Genomic DNA, 17,269 nt, shown 5'->3' with positions numbered 1-17,269 from the left:
AGCCTAATCGACCTCGCGTCAATCGACGTTGTGCTGATCGACCTTGCAACACCCAAACATCCGACGCACCGTCACTCGAATGTGCGACGCAGCATCACCCGATCCAGCGTAGAACTGCCTCGATCGGAAAATGGTCGGAAGGGTAGTCTCCGTTGACGGAGAACGTGTTGATCCGCGTCGACACGGTCTGCAGCCCTTCGGCGATGAGGATCCAATCGATGCGATCGTCGCCTCGCTTCGGACCCCGATAGCGATGGAAGGTCCCGACGTCTTCACCCGGAGCCTCGGCACCGGTGTCGATGAGTCCGACCTCTTTGCACAGGTAGTCGTAGACGGGTGAACCGGTGGCCACGTTGAAGTCTCCGGTGACGATGGAAGGGACATCCACCTCGGCGATGGTCTCCGCCATGATCTTCGCGGACTCCAACCGTGCGTGCTCGGACTTGTGGTCGAGGTGGGTGTTGAGCACTCGCAGCGATCGACCGGTGACCAGATCTCTGACGTCGACGGTCGTCAGCGTCCTCGCATGCGAGACTCCCCAGGATTCGGAAGCGACCGTCTCAGGTCGTTCGGATAGCCAGCTGATATCGACGGCGTCGACATCGAAGCGGGAGGAGTCGTAGATGACGGCCGTAAACTCTCCCGAATTCCCACCGGAGTGGCCTTCGCCCAGCCACACGTACTCATCGGGCAGCATGCTGATGAGAGTCTCGAGCTGATCGAGCTCACCCTCCTGCGTGCCGATGATGTGGGGGTGGGCCTGCGTGATGAGCTCGGCCGCGATCGGCAGTCGCTTGGCCACCGGGTGGCCGTCCATCGCGGGATACCTGAGGTTGAAGCTCATGATCGAAAAGTCACTCATGGTCCAATCTTCGCCGACGCGAAACGAAATGTGCAGACCGGGCGCGGAAATGTTCGCACACCCGCGGATTCCGGGCTGGGATACAAGTCATGGAACAATGGTGGTTCTGGTCTGTCAAGGAAAGGGCGTACATGTCACCTCAGGTGAATGCTGGTGCACTCAAGCGGATTTCGCCGTCCGCAACCTCACCCGAGCTGATTCGCAACTTCTGCATCATCGCTCACATCGACCACGGCAAATCGACCCTGGCCGACAGAATGCTCCAGATCACCGGTGCGGTCGAGCAGCGCGATATGCGGGCCCAGTACCTCGACCGGATGGACATCGAGCGCGAACGCGGGATCACGATCAAATCTCAGGCTGTGCGCATGCCCTGGGATACCGACGGCACTCCCTACGCCCTGAACATGATCGACACGCCGGGACACGTCGACTTCAGCTACGAGGTCTCCCGTTCGCTGGCCGCATGCGAAGGTGCACTTCTCCTCGTTGACGCCGCGCAGGGCATCGAAGCCCAGACGCTGGCCAACCTGTACCTGGCAATGGAGAACGACCTCGCGATTATCCCGGTCCTCAACAAGATCGACCTCCCCGCAGCCCAACCTGAGAAGTACGCGGAAGAGCTCGCGAACCTCATCGGCTGCGAACCCGAAGACTGCCTGCGTGTGTCCGGCAAGACCGGAGAGGGTGTCGAAGAGGTCCTCGATCGCATCATCTCCGACATTCCTGCTCCTGTCGGCGACCCTGAGGCTCCTGCTCGAGCCATGATCTTCGACTCGGTCTATGACACCTACCGGGGCGTCGTGACCTACGTCCGCATCATCGACGGGTCACTGAGCCCGCGCGAAAAGGTGACGATGATGTCGACCGGGTCGACACACGATCTTCTCGAGATCGGCGTCTCCTCCCCGGAGCCACACGCCTCGAAGGGCCTCGGCGTCGGTGAGGTCGGCTACCTCATCACCGGTGTCAAGGATGTGCGCCAATCCAAGGTCGGCGATACCGTCACCGCGGCCGTGAAGCCGGCAGAGATCGCGCTCGACGGCTACCGAGAGCCCAAGCCCATGGTGTTCTCGGGTCTGTTCCCGATCGACGGCTCGGACTACCCGGTGCTGCGCGATGCGCTTGACAAACTCAAACTCAACGATGCTTCCTTGGCGTACGAGCCCGAGACTTCAACGGCGCTGGGCTTCGGCTTCCGCTGCGGATTCCTCGGTCTGCTCCACCTCGAGGTTCTGCGCGACCGCCTCGAGCGCGAGTACGACCTCGACCTCATTTCCACCGCGCCCAGCGTCATCTACGAGGTGACAATGGAAGACGGCTCGGAGTCCGTGGTGACGAACCCGAGCGAGTACCCGACCGGCAAGATCAAAGAAGTCCGTGAGCCCATGGTGAAGGCCACGATCCTCACCCCCAGCGAGCACATCGGCGCAGTGATGGAACTATGCCAGACTCGCCGCGGAAAGCTTCAGGGCATGGACTACCTGTCCTCTGACCGAGTCGAGATCCGCTACCGTCTGCCTCTGGCCGAGATCGTCTTCGACTTCTTCGACCAGCTGAAGTCGAAGACCAAGGGCTATGCCTCGCTGGACTACTCCGACGACGGCCAGGACGCCGCAGACCTTGTTAAGGTCGACATTCTCCTCACCGGTGATCAGGTCGATGCGTTCTCTGCGATCGTCCACCGCGATAACGCGTACTCCTATGGTGTGCTCATGGCCGGAAAGCTGCGCAAGCTCATCCCGCGCCAGCAGTTCGAGGTGCCCATCCAGGCAGCCATCGGCTCCCGCATCATCGCCCGCGAGACGATCCGTGCCATCCGCAAGGACGTGTTGAGTAAGTGCTACGGCGGCGACATCAGCCGTAAGCGCAAACTGCTTGAGAAGCAGAAGGAAGGCAAGAAGCGGATGAAGATGGTCGGCAGCGTCGAAGTGCCGCAGGAGGCGTTCATCGCTGCCCTGTCCTCCGACGAGCCGGATTCCAAGAAGGATGCTAAGAAGTAAGTGCCAGCACAACCGACTGGTGAGACTCCACCGCTCGACGGTTCGCTTCCGGCCTCAGCCGGAGAGGGCGCCGCTGAGCGTGGGCTGAGCCTCTACGTGCACGTTCCCTACTGCCGAGTTCGCTGCGGGTACTGCGACTTCAACACGTATACGGCCGAGGACCTCGGCCCGGGAGCCTCCCGTGATGACTACCGCGCGAATCTTGCGCGCGAGCTCGATCTCTCGACCCGCGCCCTCGCCGAGGTGGGGGCCGGGGATCGTGAAGTTTCGACGATCTTCTTCGGCGGGGGCACCCCGACGATGCTGGCCGCCGAGGTGCTCGCCGGAGTCATGGACGACATCCGGGCCCGTTTCCGGTTGGCACCTGACGTCGAAGTCACGACCGAGGCGAATCCGGACACGCTCGACCCGAGCTACATTGCGACGTTGGCGGGTGCCGGCTTCACTCGGATCTCCTTGGGCATGCAATCGGCTGTGCCCCATGTGCTTGCGACCTTGGATCGGACCCACGATCCGGAGAAGATCCCGGACGTGGCGAGGTGGATCAAAGAGGCCGGTCTGGAACTCAGCCTTGACCTCATCTACGGCACTCCGGGGGAGTCGATCGATGATTGGCGCCGGTCGCTCGAGGTGGCACTGAGCAACGACGTCGACCATATCTCCGCGTATTCGCTCATCGTCGAGCCGGGCACGAAGATGGGCGCCATGGTGCGTCGCGGCGAGCTGCCGATGCCCGACGAAGACGATCTGGCCGACAAGTATGAGATCGCCGATTCGGCGATGGAAGCCGCTGGCCTCCATTGGTACGAGGTGAGCAATTGGTCGACCTCGGACGCGACCCGGTGCGATCACAACATGGCCTACTGGCGCAATGCCGACTGGTGGGGCTTCGGGCCCGGGGCGCACTCGCATATCGGCGGAGTGCGGTTCTGGAACGCGAAGCATCCTCGGGCATGGTCCGACAGGCTGCTCGCGGGGGACTCACCCGCTGTCGGACGTGAAGTGCTCGATGACTCGACGCGAGAGATCGAACGGATCATGCTCGCGGCCCGCATCGATTCGGAGCTGAGCCTCGACTCTCTGGGGTCGGGCAGCCAACGGGCCATCAGCGACTTCGTCAAGCAAGGTCTGCTCGAGGCTGAGCCAGCTGCGAAGGGACTTTTCGTCCCGACCCTGCAGGGCCGTCTGCTGGCTGACTATATGGTCCGAATCCTCACCGACTATGTGAACTGACCCGTCGGCGAACCGACTACCTGAACTGACGCGTCGGCGAACCGACTGCGGCAAGTCGGTTCCCTTGGGGGTCACGTTGCCTGAACAGACAGACGAAGCCGGTGTCATCGAGGTGATGACACCGGCTTCGCTGCACTCGCGGATCAGTGCACGTGATCGATCATGGGGCGAGAGTCGTCACTTCACGAATTCGAAGGTGAGAGGGAATTTGTAGCCTTCGCCCTTGTTCCCGGCGATGGCGGCGATGATATAGAAGACCATGTAGACACAGGGGATGATGAAGGCGAAGTACACGATCAATATGCCGAGTCCGAATGTCACCAACGCGAGAATGAAGCCGATGATTCCGAGGACGAATGAAGCCGCGAACGTGGCGATCATATTGGTGATCCACGCGTTCAGGCCCTGACGCGTGTGCTCGCGCACGAAAGGTGATTCGTCCTTCTTCACGAGGAACATGATGAGTGGGAGGAACCCGAAGAACAAGGCGCCGATGTGCGTCCACAGCACGGTGGTCCGGTCAGATTCGTTAGGCATCCAGAATTGAGCGGAACCGGGTCCGTAGGCGTTCTCGGGCAGCATGTGTGAGTCGAACAGAGCGGGGTTGCCCGCGAACCTCGGTGCGCCTTGTGCCTGCGGGCCGCCATACGGCGGCTGAGCGTACTGCTGCTGCCCGTAAGGCTGGCCAGATCCATACTGCTGACCCTGCGGCTGCTGTGCACCGTACTGCTGCCCAGATCCGTACTGCTGCCCCTGGGCCGAACCGTAGTTCTGCTGCGATCCATGACCCTGCTGTGAGTTGTAGGTCTGCGGGTTCTGCTGCGCAGATCCATAGCCAGGCTGACTCTGCTGCTGTGCGCCGTAGTTCTGCGATCCGTAGTTCTGCGATCCGGCGTTCTGCTGCGAACCGAAGTTCTGCTGGTTCGGCTGACTGTAGGGCTGTTGCGGACCCGAGGCCTGAGAATAGTCAGGTGGCATGGGCCGCGCCTGGTCAGAACCATTGTTCGGGTGCTGGGGGTTGTATGACATGCGGGGTCCTTTCAGAGCTCTTGGCCATCACACTATCGGAAACGGCTTTGGGCCGGACTGAGGAAAGCCCGAATCCTGTACCAAATCGGTCACATCTGACACCGGCGGTCCTTCAGAGGCGTCAGCCCACGGTGACGAAGTCGATGAGCTCCTCCACACGACCTGACAGCGTCGGTTCGACATCTGCAATTGTGCTCACCTTGCCGAGGATCCTGACCCAGCCGCGAGCGACGTCGCGATGGTCGGCGTGCGGCCAGCCGATGCGTCGCAGGATTCCGGTCTTCCAATCCTCACCCCGGGGGACTACCGGCCATTCCTTGATCCCGACGACGTGAGGTTTGACGGCCTGCCAGATGTCGACATAGGGGTGACCGATGATGTGGACGACGTTGCGGTAGCGCGGATCCGCACGGACCGCCTCGGCGATCTTGGATTCCTTGGTTCCGCTGACCAAGTGGTCGGCGAGCACACCGACCCGGTGATCCTTGTCCGGACCAAATGCGGCGAGCTTGTCAGCGACATCGTCCAACCCGCCCAGGGGCTCGACGACGACGCCTTCGATCCGCAGATCGTCTCCCCAGATCTTCTCGACGAGCTCGGCGTCGTGCTTGCCCTCGACCCAGATCCGCGAGCCTCTGGCCACGCGCGCCTTGGCATCGGCAACTGCTCGCGACCCCGAAGCTGTGCGCCCCGGCGTCGCTTTCTTCTTCTTGGTCGGCAGCCTGAGATCAACGGGACGTCCCTCAAGCAGGAACCCGGGGCCCAGCGGGAACGCGCGGACCTTTCCTGCCCTGTCCTCGAGGTTGACGACGACTCCTGCGGTGGTTTTCTCGGCGCCGACGACTGCGCCGACGTATCCGCTCATCGCATCTTCGAGGACCATGCCGAGGCCCAGCTCGACAGGGGTGGACTTCTTGAGCTGGTGTGAGGACGGTGAGGCGCCCGACAGCACATCGGGGCCGTAGCGATCAAAGGTATTCACAGGCCACCACCCTAATCAAGGACCCGGCGCAATCGGCGATGACCCGCTGAGCCGAGCTGGAACAGTGACTAACCTCGTGCGAGCCCGACGTAAGCTCACGAGAGACCGAGCCGAGTTCGTCGTGTCCGCCCCGAAAGTGAAATCGATCTGCAAGAGGCGTAGAATTGGCACTCAGGCCGGGTGAGTGCCAAAGATGCGAGAACCAATGACAGTGCGAGAACCAATGACAGGGAGGAGACGGATGAACGACGACAGACGAGCACAGGTCCTGCGCGCGATCGTCGAGGACTTCGTCGCCACCAATGAGCCCGTCGGCTCGAAAGCCATTGTTCAGCGCCACACCCTGGGTGTCTCACCTGCGACCATTCGCAACGACATGGCCCTGCTCGAGCAGGAGGGCTACATCGCGCAACCTCACACCTCTGCCGGACGCATCCCGACCGACCTCGGCTACCGAATGTTCGTCAATCGCATCGACGATTTCAAACCACTGACCCAGGCCGAGCGTCGTGCGATCTTCCAGCTCATCGACGGCAACGTCGACCTCGACGACATGCTCGACCGCACGGTCCGTGTGCTCTCGGGGTTGACTCATCAGGTTGCGCTCATCCAGTATCCGACGGTGTCGTTGGCCAGGATCAAGCACATCGAGATAGTCGGCCTGGGGCCGAGCCGCATCCTCGTCGTCCTCATCACCGATGCCGGCCAGGTGGAGCAGAAGATCGTGACCACTCCGGGGGCCGCCGACGACGAGGCGCTGCGCGGCATCCGCGACAGGATCAACACCGAGTTCGCCGGACAGAAGCTTTCCCGCGTGATGAACACGATGGCTCCCGCGCCCGGAGGCGAACCCGTCGCCGGCAGGCAGGAGGAGACGACGTCGGAACCGGAGTCCTCAGGCACGGACAGCGTCGCAGTGCTCACGCAGATCCGTGCGGCGGTCACGGACCTCGTCGCCGCCACCCGCGAAGAGCGCATCATCATGGCAGGCACCGCGAATCTTGCCCGTTCGGGTCGGGAGTTCGGTGAGAAGATGGCCCCGATCCTCGAAGCCTTCGAAGAACAGGTCGTGCTCCTCAAACTGCTGACATCGATGGCGGAGGACCAGGCCGAGATCAGCGTCCGCATCGGCCGTGAGAATACTCACGAGTCGTTCAGTTCGACATCCGTCGTGGCCGCCGAATATGGTCATGACGCAGGCTCCTCCGCGCGACTGGCCGTGCTCGGACCGACTCGCATGGACTATCCGACGACGATCTCAGCAGTGCGAGCCGTCGCGAAATACGTTTCCTCCGTCCTCGACCAGGGAACCTGACCGGAGAGACGATCCTGATCTCAGGCACGGCGCCCGGACGCCGACACCAATACATGCACGACAACGCCAATACACCACACCACCAGGGAGAGAGAAGTTTCTGTGGCCGATCACTATGAAACACTCGGAGTGTCCAAAGACGCTTCAGCGGCTGAAATCAAGTCGTCCTACCGCAAACTGGCCCGGAAGTATCACCCCGATGTGAACCCCGGTCACGAGGACGAATTCAAAGCCATTTCCCTCGCCTACGACGTGCTCTCCGACTCGGAGAAGCGCCGCAACTACGACATGGGCGGCGGCGACAACGGTCAGGGCTTCCCTGCCGGCGGCGGTGGCTTCGGCGGCTTCGGCGACATCTTCGAGACCTTCTTCGGCGGCGGAGGCGGTTCCGCCGGCGGTCCGATGCCTCGCACACAGCGTGGCAAGGATGCCCTAGTCGGCGTCAACATCGACCTCAAGACCGCAGCCTTCGGCGGCACCGTCGACCTCGAGGTCGCCACAGCGGTTGTCTGCGACACCTGTTCGGGTGCCGGTACTCAGCAGGGCACCAAGGTCGAGACCTGCACCCTGTGCCACGGTTCCGGCAGCGTTCAGCGCATGACTCGGACCCTTCTGGGCCAGATGGTCACGAACCAGACCTGCAACTCCTGCCACGGCTACGGCACCGTCATTCCGAACCCCTGCCTCAACTGCCAGGGCGATGGCCGCGTCCGCAAGCAGCGCACGATGAAGATCCGCATCCCCGCCGGTGTCTCCGACGGAACCCGGATCCAGCTCTCCGCCCAGGGCGAGGTCGGCCCCGGCGGCGGTCCCGCCGGCGACCTCTTCGTCGAGGTCATGGTGGCCCGCCACGAGGTCTTCCAGCGCGACGGCGACAACCTGCGCGCAGCGATCTCCGTACCGATGACCGCCGCTGCCCTCGGCGCCTCGATCCCGTTCGAGACCTTCGACGGCACGCAGGATCTGTCCATCGAAGCAGGCACGCAGTCGGGCACCGTCGTCAAGCTCTCCGGACTGGGCGCGACCCGCCTGCGCTCCGAGACCCGCGGCGACCTGCTGATCACGGTCGACGTCATGACACCGGACAAGATGGACGACGCCCAGCGCGAGCTGCTCGAACAGCTCGCGAAACTGCGCGACGAGGAGACCCCACGCGCTCAGATCACCACTGAGAGCAGGGGAGTCTTCTCCCGCATGCGGGAGAGGTTCGCCGGTCGGTGAGCCTTCCGGTCTTCTTCTCGACCACGGCCGCCGAGGCGGTCGTCGGCCAGGTGCTCACCTTCGGTGAGGACGTGGCCGGGCATGCCGTCCGCGTCCGCAGGCTCGGACCCGGGGACGAATTCGACGTGGTCGACGGCGCAGGTGTGCGTGTGCGCGGAACCGTCACGACCGCCTCGGCGAACGAGGTCGCGCTCGACGTCTCCGCAGTGACCCGAGCAGAGTCAGAAGTGCCAAGCCTCGTGCTGGTTCAGGCTTTGGCCAAGGGCGACCGCGACCTGCAGGCCATCGAAGCTACCACGGAGATCGGCGTCGACGAGGTCATCCCTTGGGCGGCCGAGCGGTCGATTGCCGACTGGCCAGCCAAGAAGAAGGACAAGCTGGCGGCGAAGTGGGACAACGTCCTGCGCGCGGCGGCTCTCCAATCCCGTCGCTCGCTCTTCCCGAGCCGGCACGAACTGGTCCGCGGCACGGGCCTGGTCTCAGCGCTGGGGGAGTCCGACAGCGTCTTCGTCCTCCACGAAACCGCGGAACTGCGCCTCTCGCAGGCACTGTCCGAGCTGAGCACCGCCCAGGAGGCAGGTGCGCCGAAGCGCATCGTCCTCGTCGTGGGACCCGAAGGCGGAATCAGCGACGCCGAACTCGACGCACTCGTCGGAATCGGTGCGACGCCTGTCCTCTTGGGGCCGACAATCCTGCGTTCGTCCTCGGCCGGCGCGGCCGGGCTCGTCATGACCCAGAATTCATTGGGCCGTTGGTGACGAACCGGACTACGATGGAAGCACACACCGGCAGTGCTCAAACGAGCACGCACAGAAGCTAAGGATCATTCTGGACACCTCCACCCACCCCACGAACCCTGCGACCCCCTCACCCGCTGACGAGGCGCCGTCGAACACAGTGCGTCTCGTGATTCCCGACTCGATCGACCTCGTCGAGTTCTTCGGTCCGGGGGAGTCCAACCTCCGCAGACTCGAGCAGGTCTTCTCCGACCTCGATCTGCACGTGCGTGCCAACCAGGTCCGGGCCAGTGGTGCACCGGCCCGCATCGATGCCTTCGTCAAAGTCATCGGTGAGCTCAAGAAACTGAGCTCGGCCGGCCACCGCATCAACGACGAGACGATCGACCGGGTGACGTCGTTCTCTGCGGACGGCACAGCCGCCTCGGCGGTGATGGGGACGAATATCCTCTCCAGCCACGGCAAGTCGATCCGTCCCAAGACCATGGGCCAGCACGACTACGTCAAGGCGATCCGCAATCACACGATCACCTTCGGCATCGGCCCTGCCGGAACGGGTAAGACGTATTTGGCAATGGCCATGGCGGTCAACGCTCTGCAGCACAAAGAGGTCTCGCGCATCATCCTGACCCGCCCCGCGGTCGAAGCCGGCGAGAGCCTGGGCTACCTGCCGGGCACGCTCAACGAGAAGATCGATCCCTACGTGCGCCCGCTCTACGACGCTCTGCACGACATGGTCGACCCAGAGTCGATCCCGCTGCTCATCGAAACCGGCACCATCGAAGTGGCACCGCTGGCGTACATGCGCGGTCGCACCCTCAACGACGCCTTCATCATCCTCGACGAAGCCCAGAACACGACGGGGGAGCAGATGAAGATGTTCCTCACCCGCCTCGGCTTCGGGTCGCGGATGGTCGTCACCGGCGACGTCTCGCAGATCGACCTGCCGGGCAAGACCCACAGCGGGCTCAAAGTCGTCCAGGGGATCCTCGACGGCATCGAGGACCTCGAGTTCTGCCACCTTGGCAGCAAGGACGTCGTGCGGCATTCGCTGGTCACGAAGATCGTCGACGCGTACGACCTATGGGGCAATGCCGAATGAACACTGAGATCTCGAACGAAACCGACGCCGACCTCGACCTCGACGAAGTCGTTGCGCTGACCGAATACCTCGGCCAGGCACTGCACATGCATCCCGGCGCCGAGCTGGCTGTCACGATGGTCGATGCGAAGGCGATGGAAGAGCTCCACATCACCTGGATGGATCTCGACGGTCCCACCGACGTGATGTCGTTCCCGATGGACCAGCTCACCCAGGGCCGCTCCGACGCTCCTACGGAAGGCCAGATGGGCGACATCATCATCTGCCCCGAGGTGGCTGCGAGCCAGGCCGCGACCGCGGGTCATTCGACGATGGATGAGGTCCTGCTGCTGACCGTGCATGGCTTCCTGCACCTGCTCGGCTACGACCACGGTGAGCCTGAGCAGCGGGAGGAGATGTTCGCCCTGCAGCGCCACCTGCTGCTGACGTTCTTCGCCGCTCGCTACGACGGGCGCACCGACATTCCCTCACCCACAGAGGTCTGAGCCGTGATCTGGCTGTTCCTCGGCGCCGCCGTGTGCCTCGTGATCTCGGCGACGCTCTCCGCGGTCGACGCCGCTCTGCTCAGTGTGTCTCACCACGCAGTCCAAGATGCGAAGGACGACGGGAAGAAGGCCGCATTCCGAGTCGAGAAGATCCTCGCCGACCTTCCGACGAACATCAACGTCATCATCTTCGTCCGCAACTTCCTCGAAGCACTGGCCACGGTCTTCATCGCGCTTGCCTATGACTCGATCTACTCGGTCGGTCCGCTCATGGTCGTCCTCACGGTGCTCACCGCCTCTGTCGCGGTCTTCGTCGTCGCGGGTGTCTCACCGCGCACCATCGGTCGCCGCCGGTCTCTGGCCGTGTGCCTCAACCTCAGCTGGGTCGTCGGTGTAGCACTCGTCGTGCTCAAACCGCTGACGAAGATCCTCGTGCTCTTGGGTAACCTGCTGACGCCGGACAAGGTCTACAAGGACGGGCCGTTCGTGACCTCGGAACAGCTGCGCGACCTCGTCGAGAGAGCCAGCGAATCCGACATCATCGAAGACGGCGAACGCGAGATGATCCAATCCGTGTTCAACCTCTCCGACACCTCGGCGAATGAGGTCATGGTGCCGCGCACCGACCTCGTGACCGTGATCTCCGGGACTCCGCTGACCAAGGTTATGAATCTCTTCCTCCGCTCGGGATTCTCGCGGATCCCGGTCAGCGGTGAGGACCTCGACGACATCCGGGGTGTCGCCTACCTCAAGGACGTCGCCCGGCGCCTCCACCAGCACCCGGAGGACAGTGAACGCCCCGTCGACATCCTTGCGCGCGGAGTTCTCTTCGTCCCAGAGACGAAGCCCGCCGACGATCTGCTCGAGCAGATGCAGCTCGACTCGACCCACTTGGCGATCCTCGTCGACGAGTACGGTGGAACGGCTGGCCTGGTGACGATCGAGGACATCGTCGAGGAGATCGTCGGGGAGATCGAGGACGAATACGATACGAGTGATGACGAACTCGTCGAAGTCGACGACGGCTCCTTCGTCATCAGCACCAGGATGTCGATCTCCGACTTCGCCGAATACTTCGACGTCAAGATCGACGAGGACGACGTCAACAGCGTCGGCGGTCTGCTGACGAAGTTCATCGGCAGGGTCCCCATCGCCGGCTCGAGCACACAGATCGAAGGTCTCACCATCGAAGCGATGGAGGGCCAGGGACGCAGACACCGCATCACCCACGTCAGGGTCACGAAGGAAGAGAACTGAGATGGAATTTCGCACGGACTACCCCGAGGGCTACCGCGCCGGGTTCGCCTGCTTCGTCGGCCGGCCGAACACGGGAAAATCGACGCTGACCAATGCCCTGGTGGGGGAGAAGGTGGCGATCACCTCGGCGAAGCCTCAGACCACGCGGCATACGATCCGCGGCATCGTCCATGCCGAGGACCATCAGCTCATCCTCGTCGACACCCCGGGCCTGCACAGGCCCCGGACCTTGCTGGGCAGCCGACTCAACGATCTCGTGGCCTCGACGCTGAGCGAGGTCGACGTCATCGGCTTCTGTCTGCCCGCGGATGAGCCCATCGGGCCCGGTGACAAGTACATCGCCGCCCAGCTCGAGCTTCTCGATGGACGCACCCCGATCGTTGCTCTGGTGACGAAGACCGACAAAGTCTCCCAGGAGAAGGTCGCCGAGGCGCTCCTGGCCGCTGGTTCTCTGGCTGACTTCGCGGACGTGGTTCCGGTCTCCGCTGTCGACGGGTTCCAGGTCGAGACCGTGGACTCGGTGCTCACCGGGCACCTTCCGGTCTCTCCGCCGCTCTATCCCGACGGCGAGCTTACCGATGAGCCAGAAGAGATGATGATCGCGGAGCTCGTCCGTGAAGCGGCGCTCGAAGGTGTGCGTGACGAACTCCCGCACTCCTTGGCCGTCCAGGTCGAGGAGATGTACCCGCGGGAAGGACGCAGCGAGGACAATCCGCTGTGGAACGTCCACGTCAACCTCTATGTTGAGCGTTCGAGCCAGAAGGCGATCATCATCGGCAAGGGCGGCAGCCGCCTCAAGGCGATCGGCTCCGAGTCTCGACGCGGCATCGAAGCGCTGCTCGGGACGAAGGTCTACCTCGACCTGCACGTGAAGATCGCCAAGGACTGGCAGCGAGACCCGAAGCAGCTCGGGCGGCTCGGCTTCGACTTCAACTGAGCAGGGTGAACTCCCAGCAGGTTAACCGTGGTCGACCTGAGGTCATATCCAGCCGAAACTGCTGAGAGCACACCCGCGCCGCTGAGGGCGTTCTTGCGTTGCTGAGACCACTCTCACGTCAGTGGCGATTGTCCGGCGCTTCGGTGTCTGCCATAGACTGGGCCGAGTGAATGCCGAGCAGACTCTGGTCGCACTGAGCGACCGTTCCCCCAAAGTGGCCCCTGATGAGCTCATCTCCGGACTCGTCCCTCCTCCTCAGTTCGAGGACGTGTCCTTCGCGGGCTATCGCACCGATGACTCCGAGCCCTCGCAGGCACAGGCACGCGACAAGCTCGAGGAGTTCGTGGCGTCTTCGAATTCGAAGGGGTTGTTCGGCAAACTGTTCTCCAAGGGCAAAGCCGGGCCCAAGGGCGTCTACCTCGACGGCGGATACGGCGTCGGCAAGACCCACCTGCTGGCATCGGCATGGCACGCCAACGAGAAGCCGGCCACCTTCGGAACGTTCGTCGAATACACCAACCTCGTGGGAGCACTGGGATTCGCCCGTGCGCGTGACGATCTCTCACAGATGAAGCTCGTGTGCGTCGACGAGTTCGAACTCGATGATCCGGGCGACACCGTGCTGATGTCGCGGCTCATGCGCGAACTCACCGACGCCGGCGTCAAGATCATCGCGACCTCGAACACTTTGCCCGGCGCGCTGGGCGAGGGTCGCTTCGCAGCTCAGGACTTCCTGCGCGAGATCCAAGCGCTGGCCGACCAATTCGAGGTCTACCGCATCGACGGACAGGACTACCGCCACCGCAGCGTCAGCGAACCAGCCGATCCGGTCCCCGCCGATCAGCTCGATGCCGAGGCATCCGGGCTCGACGGCGTCGTGGCACGAGATGACTTCCAGACGCTTCTCGACCATCTCTCCACGGTTCACCCATCGCGTTACGGCCGGATGGTCGACGGCGTAGACGCTGCCGTGTGGGAGGACGTGCAGACGATCGACAACGAGAGCGTTGCACTGCGCTTCGTGGCCCTCGTCGACAGGCTCTATGACCGAAACGTCCGGATCATCAACTCGGGCCAGGCCTTGAACAAAGTCTTCACGGACGAATCGCTGGCTGGCGGATACCGCAAGAAGTACATGCGCTGCCTCTCGCGTCTGACGGCGCTGTCCTCGCAGTAGACCGCCGGAGCGGCTTGTGGTGGCCGTAGCCGGCCATCTGCGTGGGTGTCAGTGCGTGCGCGCGTCAGTGCATGCGCGCGTCAGTTGGCGTGCGCGTGAGTTGGGGTGCGTGAGCGGGGGCGTTCGTCTGCGGTTCTGCACCGACTGCACAGTGACTCGAGGGTGCGTTCATACGCTTGCCGATCGAAACGTTCCCGCTCTTCGGCCACTCGATGCCCGAACCGGCCGCTGAACTCGATGCCCTGATCGGTTACTGCAGTCGGAGATATTTGAGGACCTGGAGCTCAGGGACCCAACCCGGGAGCCCGAAGACCCTCAGCACGCCCCACGCGACGAGTCCGACGAATGCCGCTGATAAGGCACCGACCGTCCAACGCACCCACAGTGGCCGCGCCATGATCCAGTGGGACCACTTCTCCACATTCACACGGACGAAATGCAGTATCCGCTGTGCCCAGCGGAATTCACTGGAGATGACGAAGAGTCCAATGATCACGATCAGCCAACCCGGCCCAGGCAGGGGAACGAGCACAAGGCCGATCATGACGATGAGCGTCCCCAGGCCACCGACGACGAGTCGGTAGATCCTTGCCGTATGCGGATTGGCCATGACGGTCCGCCTCCAGCGCAGGAAGCTCAGACGGAGCTGGCGCCAGGGCCTGGCCCCCTGTTTGTGATGGCGCGACAACCACCCCTTGGGGCGCTTATTCCGAGGATCGTCGTTCACACTCCCAATATAAGTCGATGAGTCTGAAAGCCCGATTTACGTCTGTGATGACGATCACCCGATTCCGATTTTGCGTCAGCCGCCACCTGCGTATAGAGTTATATCTCGTTGCCAGGGAAACCGGGCAGCGAGAAATGCGGATGTGGCTCAGCTGGTAGAGCATCACCTTGCCAAGGTGAGGGTCGCGGGTTCGAATCCCGTCATCCGCTCGAAGGCGTCATGGCACTGCCTTGATGGTGGCGTGGCCGAGAGGCGAGGCAGCGGCCTGCAAAGCCGTATACACGGGTTCGAATCCCGTCGCCACCTCGGATTCGTCTGACAGGAAACTGTTGGAGAGTCGGCGCGATTGGCGCAGCGGTAGCGCGCTTCCTTCACACGGAAGAGGTCACTGGTTCGATCCCAGTATCGCGCACAGGGACCTTGTGTTCCGGTGCAACAAATGAATAGAGCGCGATTGGCGCAGCGGTAGCGCGCTTCCCTGACACGGAAGAGGTCACTGGTTCGATCCCAGTATCGCGCACAGAAGAAACCCCGAGTGAATCACTCGGGGTTTCGTCCATTCACGACCGTCATGGCCCGGAATCGCAGACGGGGCAATGATCCTGAACTGCAATGCGCGCTCTCGGTTCACATGAAGACGAATCTCGAATGTCAGTGCCTGCATTCCCTATGTGTCAGGACTGCCACGTGAGGAGCCTGGGGAAAGAGCCTTGCTACCGAGTACGCTTGTCTTAGTAATCATCAACAAAAGACTTCGGAGCACTCATGTCTACTCCTCAGAACCCGTACGAGCCGAATAACGGCTCAGGCGACCAGAACCCCGACGGCCAGAACCCCAACGGCCAGCAGAACGGCCCGGGATATTCGACCGGTCAGAACGACGGTCAGGCCCCACAGTACGGCTCGTCGAACGATCAGAATCAGCAGCCATACGGCTCGCAGCCGCAGTACGGGCAGCAAGCTCCGCAGTACGGTTCGAACGACCAGAACCAGCCTCCGCAGTACGGGTCCCAGCCGCAGTACGGGCAGCAGACTGGCGGCGGAGCTCAGGGCTACGACCAGAATCAGTATGGTCAGGACCAGTACGGCCAGAACCAGGGCTACGACAACAACGCTCAGGGCTACGACCAGAACCAGGGCTTTGACAACAACGCCCAGGGCTACGACCAGAACCAGTATGGTCAGAATCCGTACGACCAGAACCAGGGCTATGACGCCAACCAGTACGGTTCACAGCCGGCCTACGCCGGAGCGAGCGGATCCTCGGATCAGTTCATCCCGGCCAACCCGAACGCGTCCTACGGCGCCAGTCCGCAGGGCAATTCGTCGAAGAACATCTGGGGAATCCTGGCGCTGATCGGCGGCATCCTCGGTTTCATTCTGTCGTTCTTCTTCGGGATCGGCTTCCTCTTCGGAGCCGCCGGTGTGATCTTCGCCTTCGTCGGTCTGTCTGCCATCAAGAAGGGGCTGGCCAACAACAAGGGCCTCACGATCACCGGCATGATCATCAGCTTCGTCGCGATTCTGGTCTCTATCGTGTCACTCATCCTCACCCTCGTCTTCGGTGGAATGTTCATCTCCGCGATCGGAAAAGCCGCTGACGAGCAGTCGTCATCTGCGGCACCGGTTCAGGGCCCCTCTGATCCTGGTCAGGACCCCAGCCAGGGCACCGGAGGCTCCGACGGCGGCGCAGCAGCACCTGTTGAAGGCGGAGAAGTCGGAATCGGCACTGATGTGACCGCGGCGGTATCCGTGGCATCAGGCACAGCGAACGAGTACGCGTCCGGCGCCGAATCCAGCAACGGTCAAATCGCCATCGTCACCATGACCGTCAAGAACAACGGCAGCAGCGATGTCGACCTCACTCTCGCGTCGCTGACTGCTACCGACGGAGGAAGCAAGGAATACGACGACGTCTTGGACGGAAGCAAGTACAAGGGATCGCTCGCATTCGCAGATCCGATTCCTGCTGGCGGCGAGAAGACGTATCAGCTCGCCTTCGGAGTTCCTTCGTCCGAGGTGGACAAACTGCACGTCAAGCTGAGCCTCTTGGACGACCTCGGCAAAGGCAAGGACTTCGAATTCAGCAAGTCCGCGTAATTCCGGCGTGAAAGGGGTGGAGCCGAGACATCGTCTCCGACACACCTGAACGTTGTCCGCGCGGGCGACGGCAGTCCCTTCAGCTTCATCAGTTGGGCGGCA

General features: G+C 62.7%; 15 protein-coding genes and 4 tRNA genes. 15 read left to right on the top strand and 4 right to left on the bottom strand.

All coding sequences use genetic code 11. The features are described from left to right. Positions 1 to 94: 94 nt before the first annotated feature. Positions 95 to 862 carry an endonuclease/exonuclease/phosphatase family protein gene (locus MPN20_RS10940; RefSeq protein WP_242782034.1) on the bottom strand — a complete coding sequence of 256 codons (768 nt, stop codon included), beginning with the start codon at positions 860 to 862 and terminating at the stop codon, positions 95 to 97. A gap of 131 nt (positions 863 to 993) precedes the next feature. Here MPN20_RS10940 and lepA point away from each other — a divergent pair, with 131 nt between their 5' ends. Both lepA and hemW read left to right on the top strand, forming a co-directional pair. Further along, the gene (gene lepA, locus MPN20_RS10935) at positions 994 to 2,865 is read left to right on the top strand and encodes a translation elongation factor 4 (RefSeq protein ID WP_242782032.1); all 1,872 of its coding nucleotides are present in this window, start codon (positions 994 to 996) and stop codon (positions 2,863 to 2,865) included. Next, positions 2,866 to 4,098: a radical SAM family heme chaperone HemW gene (gene hemW / locus MPN20_RS10930; protein WP_242782029.1), complete on the top strand. Its 1,233-nt coding sequence runs from the start codon at positions 2,866 to 2,868 to the stop codon at positions 4,096 to 4,098. 177 nt (positions 4,099 to 4,275) lie between these two features. On the opposite strand, the gene MPN20_RS10925 is transcribed toward hemW, so the two are convergent. Next, positions 4,276 to 5,127, bottom strand: a complete 852-nt coding sequence (locus MPN20_RS10925; protein WP_242782028.1) for a DUF4870 domain-containing protein — start codon at positions 5,125 to 5,127, stop codon at positions 4,276 to 4,278. Between the two features lie 121 nt (positions 5,128 to 5,248). Next, entirely contained in the window at positions 5,249 to 6,109 is an 861-nt protein-coding gene (locus MPN20_RS10920) for a DUF3097 domain-containing protein (RefSeq protein ID WP_242782027.1), read from the bottom strand. A 241-nt stretch (positions 6,110 to 6,350) separates the two neighbouring features. Between MPN20_RS10920 and hrcA the strand changes: the two genes are divergently transcribed. From hrcA to zapE, 8 genes are all read left to right on the top strand, one after another. Next, positions 6,351 to 7,424, top strand: a complete 1,074-nt coding sequence (gene hrcA / locus MPN20_RS10915) for a heat-inducible transcriptional repressor HrcA (RefSeq protein WP_242782026.1) — start codon at positions 6,351 to 6,353, stop codon at positions 7,422 to 7,424. 102 nt (positions 7,425 to 7,526) lie between these two features. Next, entirely contained in the window at positions 7,527 to 8,645 is a 1,119-nt protein-coding gene (gene dnaJ, locus MPN20_RS10910) for a molecular chaperone DnaJ (RefSeq protein WP_242782024.1), read from the top strand. Beyond that, the gene (locus MPN20_RS10905) at positions 8,642 to 9,403 is read left to right on the top strand and encodes a 16S rRNA (uracil(1498)-N(3))-methyltransferase (RefSeq protein WP_242782022.1); all 762 of its coding nucleotides are present in this window, start codon (positions 8,642 to 8,644) and stop codon (positions 9,401 to 9,403) included. Before dnaJ ends, MPN20_RS10905 begins: the two co-directional genes overlap by 4 nt. A 139-nt stretch (positions 9,404 to 9,542) precedes the next feature. After that, complete coding sequence (locus MPN20_RS10900; RefSeq protein ID WP_347566825.1) at positions 9,543 to 10,484, top strand: PhoH family protein; 942 nt, start codon at positions 9,543 to 9,545, stop codon at positions 10,482 to 10,484. After that, entirely contained in the window at positions 10,481 to 10,969 is a 489-nt protein-coding gene (gene ybeY / locus MPN20_RS10895; protein ID WP_242782020.1) for an rRNA maturation RNase YbeY, read from the top strand. The genes MPN20_RS10900 and ybeY overlap by 4 nt, the downstream gene beginning before the upstream one ends. A 3-nt stretch (positions 10,970 to 10,972) precedes the next feature. Then, on the top strand, positions 10,973 to 12,226 hold the full coding sequence (locus tag MPN20_RS10890) for a hemolysin family protein (protein ID WP_242782016.1): 1,254 nt from the start codon (positions 10,973 to 10,975) through the stop codon (positions 12,224 to 12,226). Between the two features lies 1 nt (position 12,227). Beyond that, a complete protein-coding gene (gene era, locus MPN20_RS10885) occupies positions 12,228 to 13,163 on the top strand; it encodes a GTPase Era (RefSeq protein ID WP_242782014.1) in 936 nt (311 codons plus the stop codon). A gap of 166 nt (positions 13,164 to 13,329) precedes the next feature. Beyond that, the gene (gene zapE / locus MPN20_RS10880) at positions 13,330 to 14,340 is read left to right on the top strand and encodes a cell division protein ZapE (protein WP_242782006.1); all 1,011 of its coding nucleotides are present in this window, start codon (positions 13,330 to 13,332) and stop codon (positions 14,338 to 14,340) included. 250 nt (positions 14,341 to 14,590) lie between these two features. Here the strand turns inward: zapE and MPN20_RS10875 are convergent, their stop codons facing one another. Next, positions 14,591 to 14,950, bottom strand: coding sequence for a PGPGW domain-containing protein (locus tag MPN20_RS10875; protein ID WP_242782004.1), 360 nt, complete (start codon positions 14,948 to 14,950; stop codon positions 14,591 to 14,593). A 253-nt stretch (positions 14,951 to 15,203) separates the two neighbouring features. Here MPN20_RS10875 and MPN20_RS10870 point away from each other — a divergent pair. The 5 genes from MPN20_RS10870 to MPN20_RS17350 all read left to right on the top strand — a co-directional run bounded on the left by MPN20_RS10870 (position 15,204) and on the right by MPN20_RS17350 (position 17,167). After that, positions 15,204 to 15,276: transfer RNA gene (locus MPN20_RS10870), tRNA-Gly, on the top strand. 26 nt (positions 15,277 to 15,302) lie between these two features. Then, positions 15,303 to 15,373: transfer RNA gene (locus MPN20_RS10865), tRNA-Cys, on the top strand. 34 nt (positions 15,374 to 15,407) lie between these two features. Further along, positions 15,408 to 15,479: transfer RNA gene (locus MPN20_RS10860), tRNA-Val, on the top strand. Positions 15,480 to 15,515: 36 nt separating this feature from the next. Further along, positions 15,516 to 15,587, top strand: a tRNA-Val gene (locus MPN20_RS10855). Between the two features lie 245 nt (positions 15,588 to 15,832). After that, a complete protein-coding gene (locus tag MPN20_RS17350) occupies positions 15,833 to 17,167 on the top strand; it encodes a DUF4190 domain-containing protein (RefSeq protein WP_278189845.1) in 1,335 nt (444 codons plus the stop codon). The last annotated feature ends 102 nt before the right edge of the window (positions 17,168 to 17,269 follow it).

This window comes from Brevibacterium sp. ZH18 (assembly GCF_022748595.1).
Taxonomy (GTDB): Bacteria; Actinomycetota; Actinomycetes; order Actinomycetales; family Brevibacteriaceae; genus Brevibacterium.
Note: the sequence above shows the minus strand (reverse complement) of the source record. Positions and strands in the feature narration are given on the sequence as shown.

Coding starts and splice junctions, on each gene's coding strand:
- MPN20_RS10925 (WP_242782028.1), bottom strand. CDS start 5,127: ATGTCATACAACCCCCAGCACCCGAACAATGGTTCTGACCAGGCGCGG.
- MPN20_RS10875 (WP_242782004.1), bottom strand. CDS start 14,950: ATGGCCAATCCGCATACGGCAAGGATCTACCGACTCGTCGTCGGTGGC.
- hrcA (WP_242782026.1), top strand. CDS start 6,351: ATGAACGACGACAGACGAGCACAGGTCCTGCGCGCGATCGTCGAGGAC.
- MPN20_RS17350 (WP_278189845.1), top strand. CDS start 15,833: ATGTCTACTCCTCAGAACCCGTACGAGCCGAATAACGGCTCAGGCGAC.
- MPN20_RS10940 (WP_242782034.1), bottom strand. CDS start 862: ATGAGTGACTTTTCGATCATGAGCTTCAACCTCAGGTATCCCGCGATG.
- era (WP_242782014.1), top strand. CDS start 12,228: ATGGAATTTCGCACGGACTACCCCGAGGGCTACCGCGCCGGGTTCGCC.
- ybeY (WP_242782020.1), top strand. CDS start 10,481: ATGAACACTGAGATCTCGAACGAAACCGACGCCGACCTCGACCTCGAC.
- lepA (WP_242782032.1), top strand. CDS start 994: ATGTCACCTCAGGTGAATGCTGGTGCACTCAAGCGGATTTCGCCGTCC.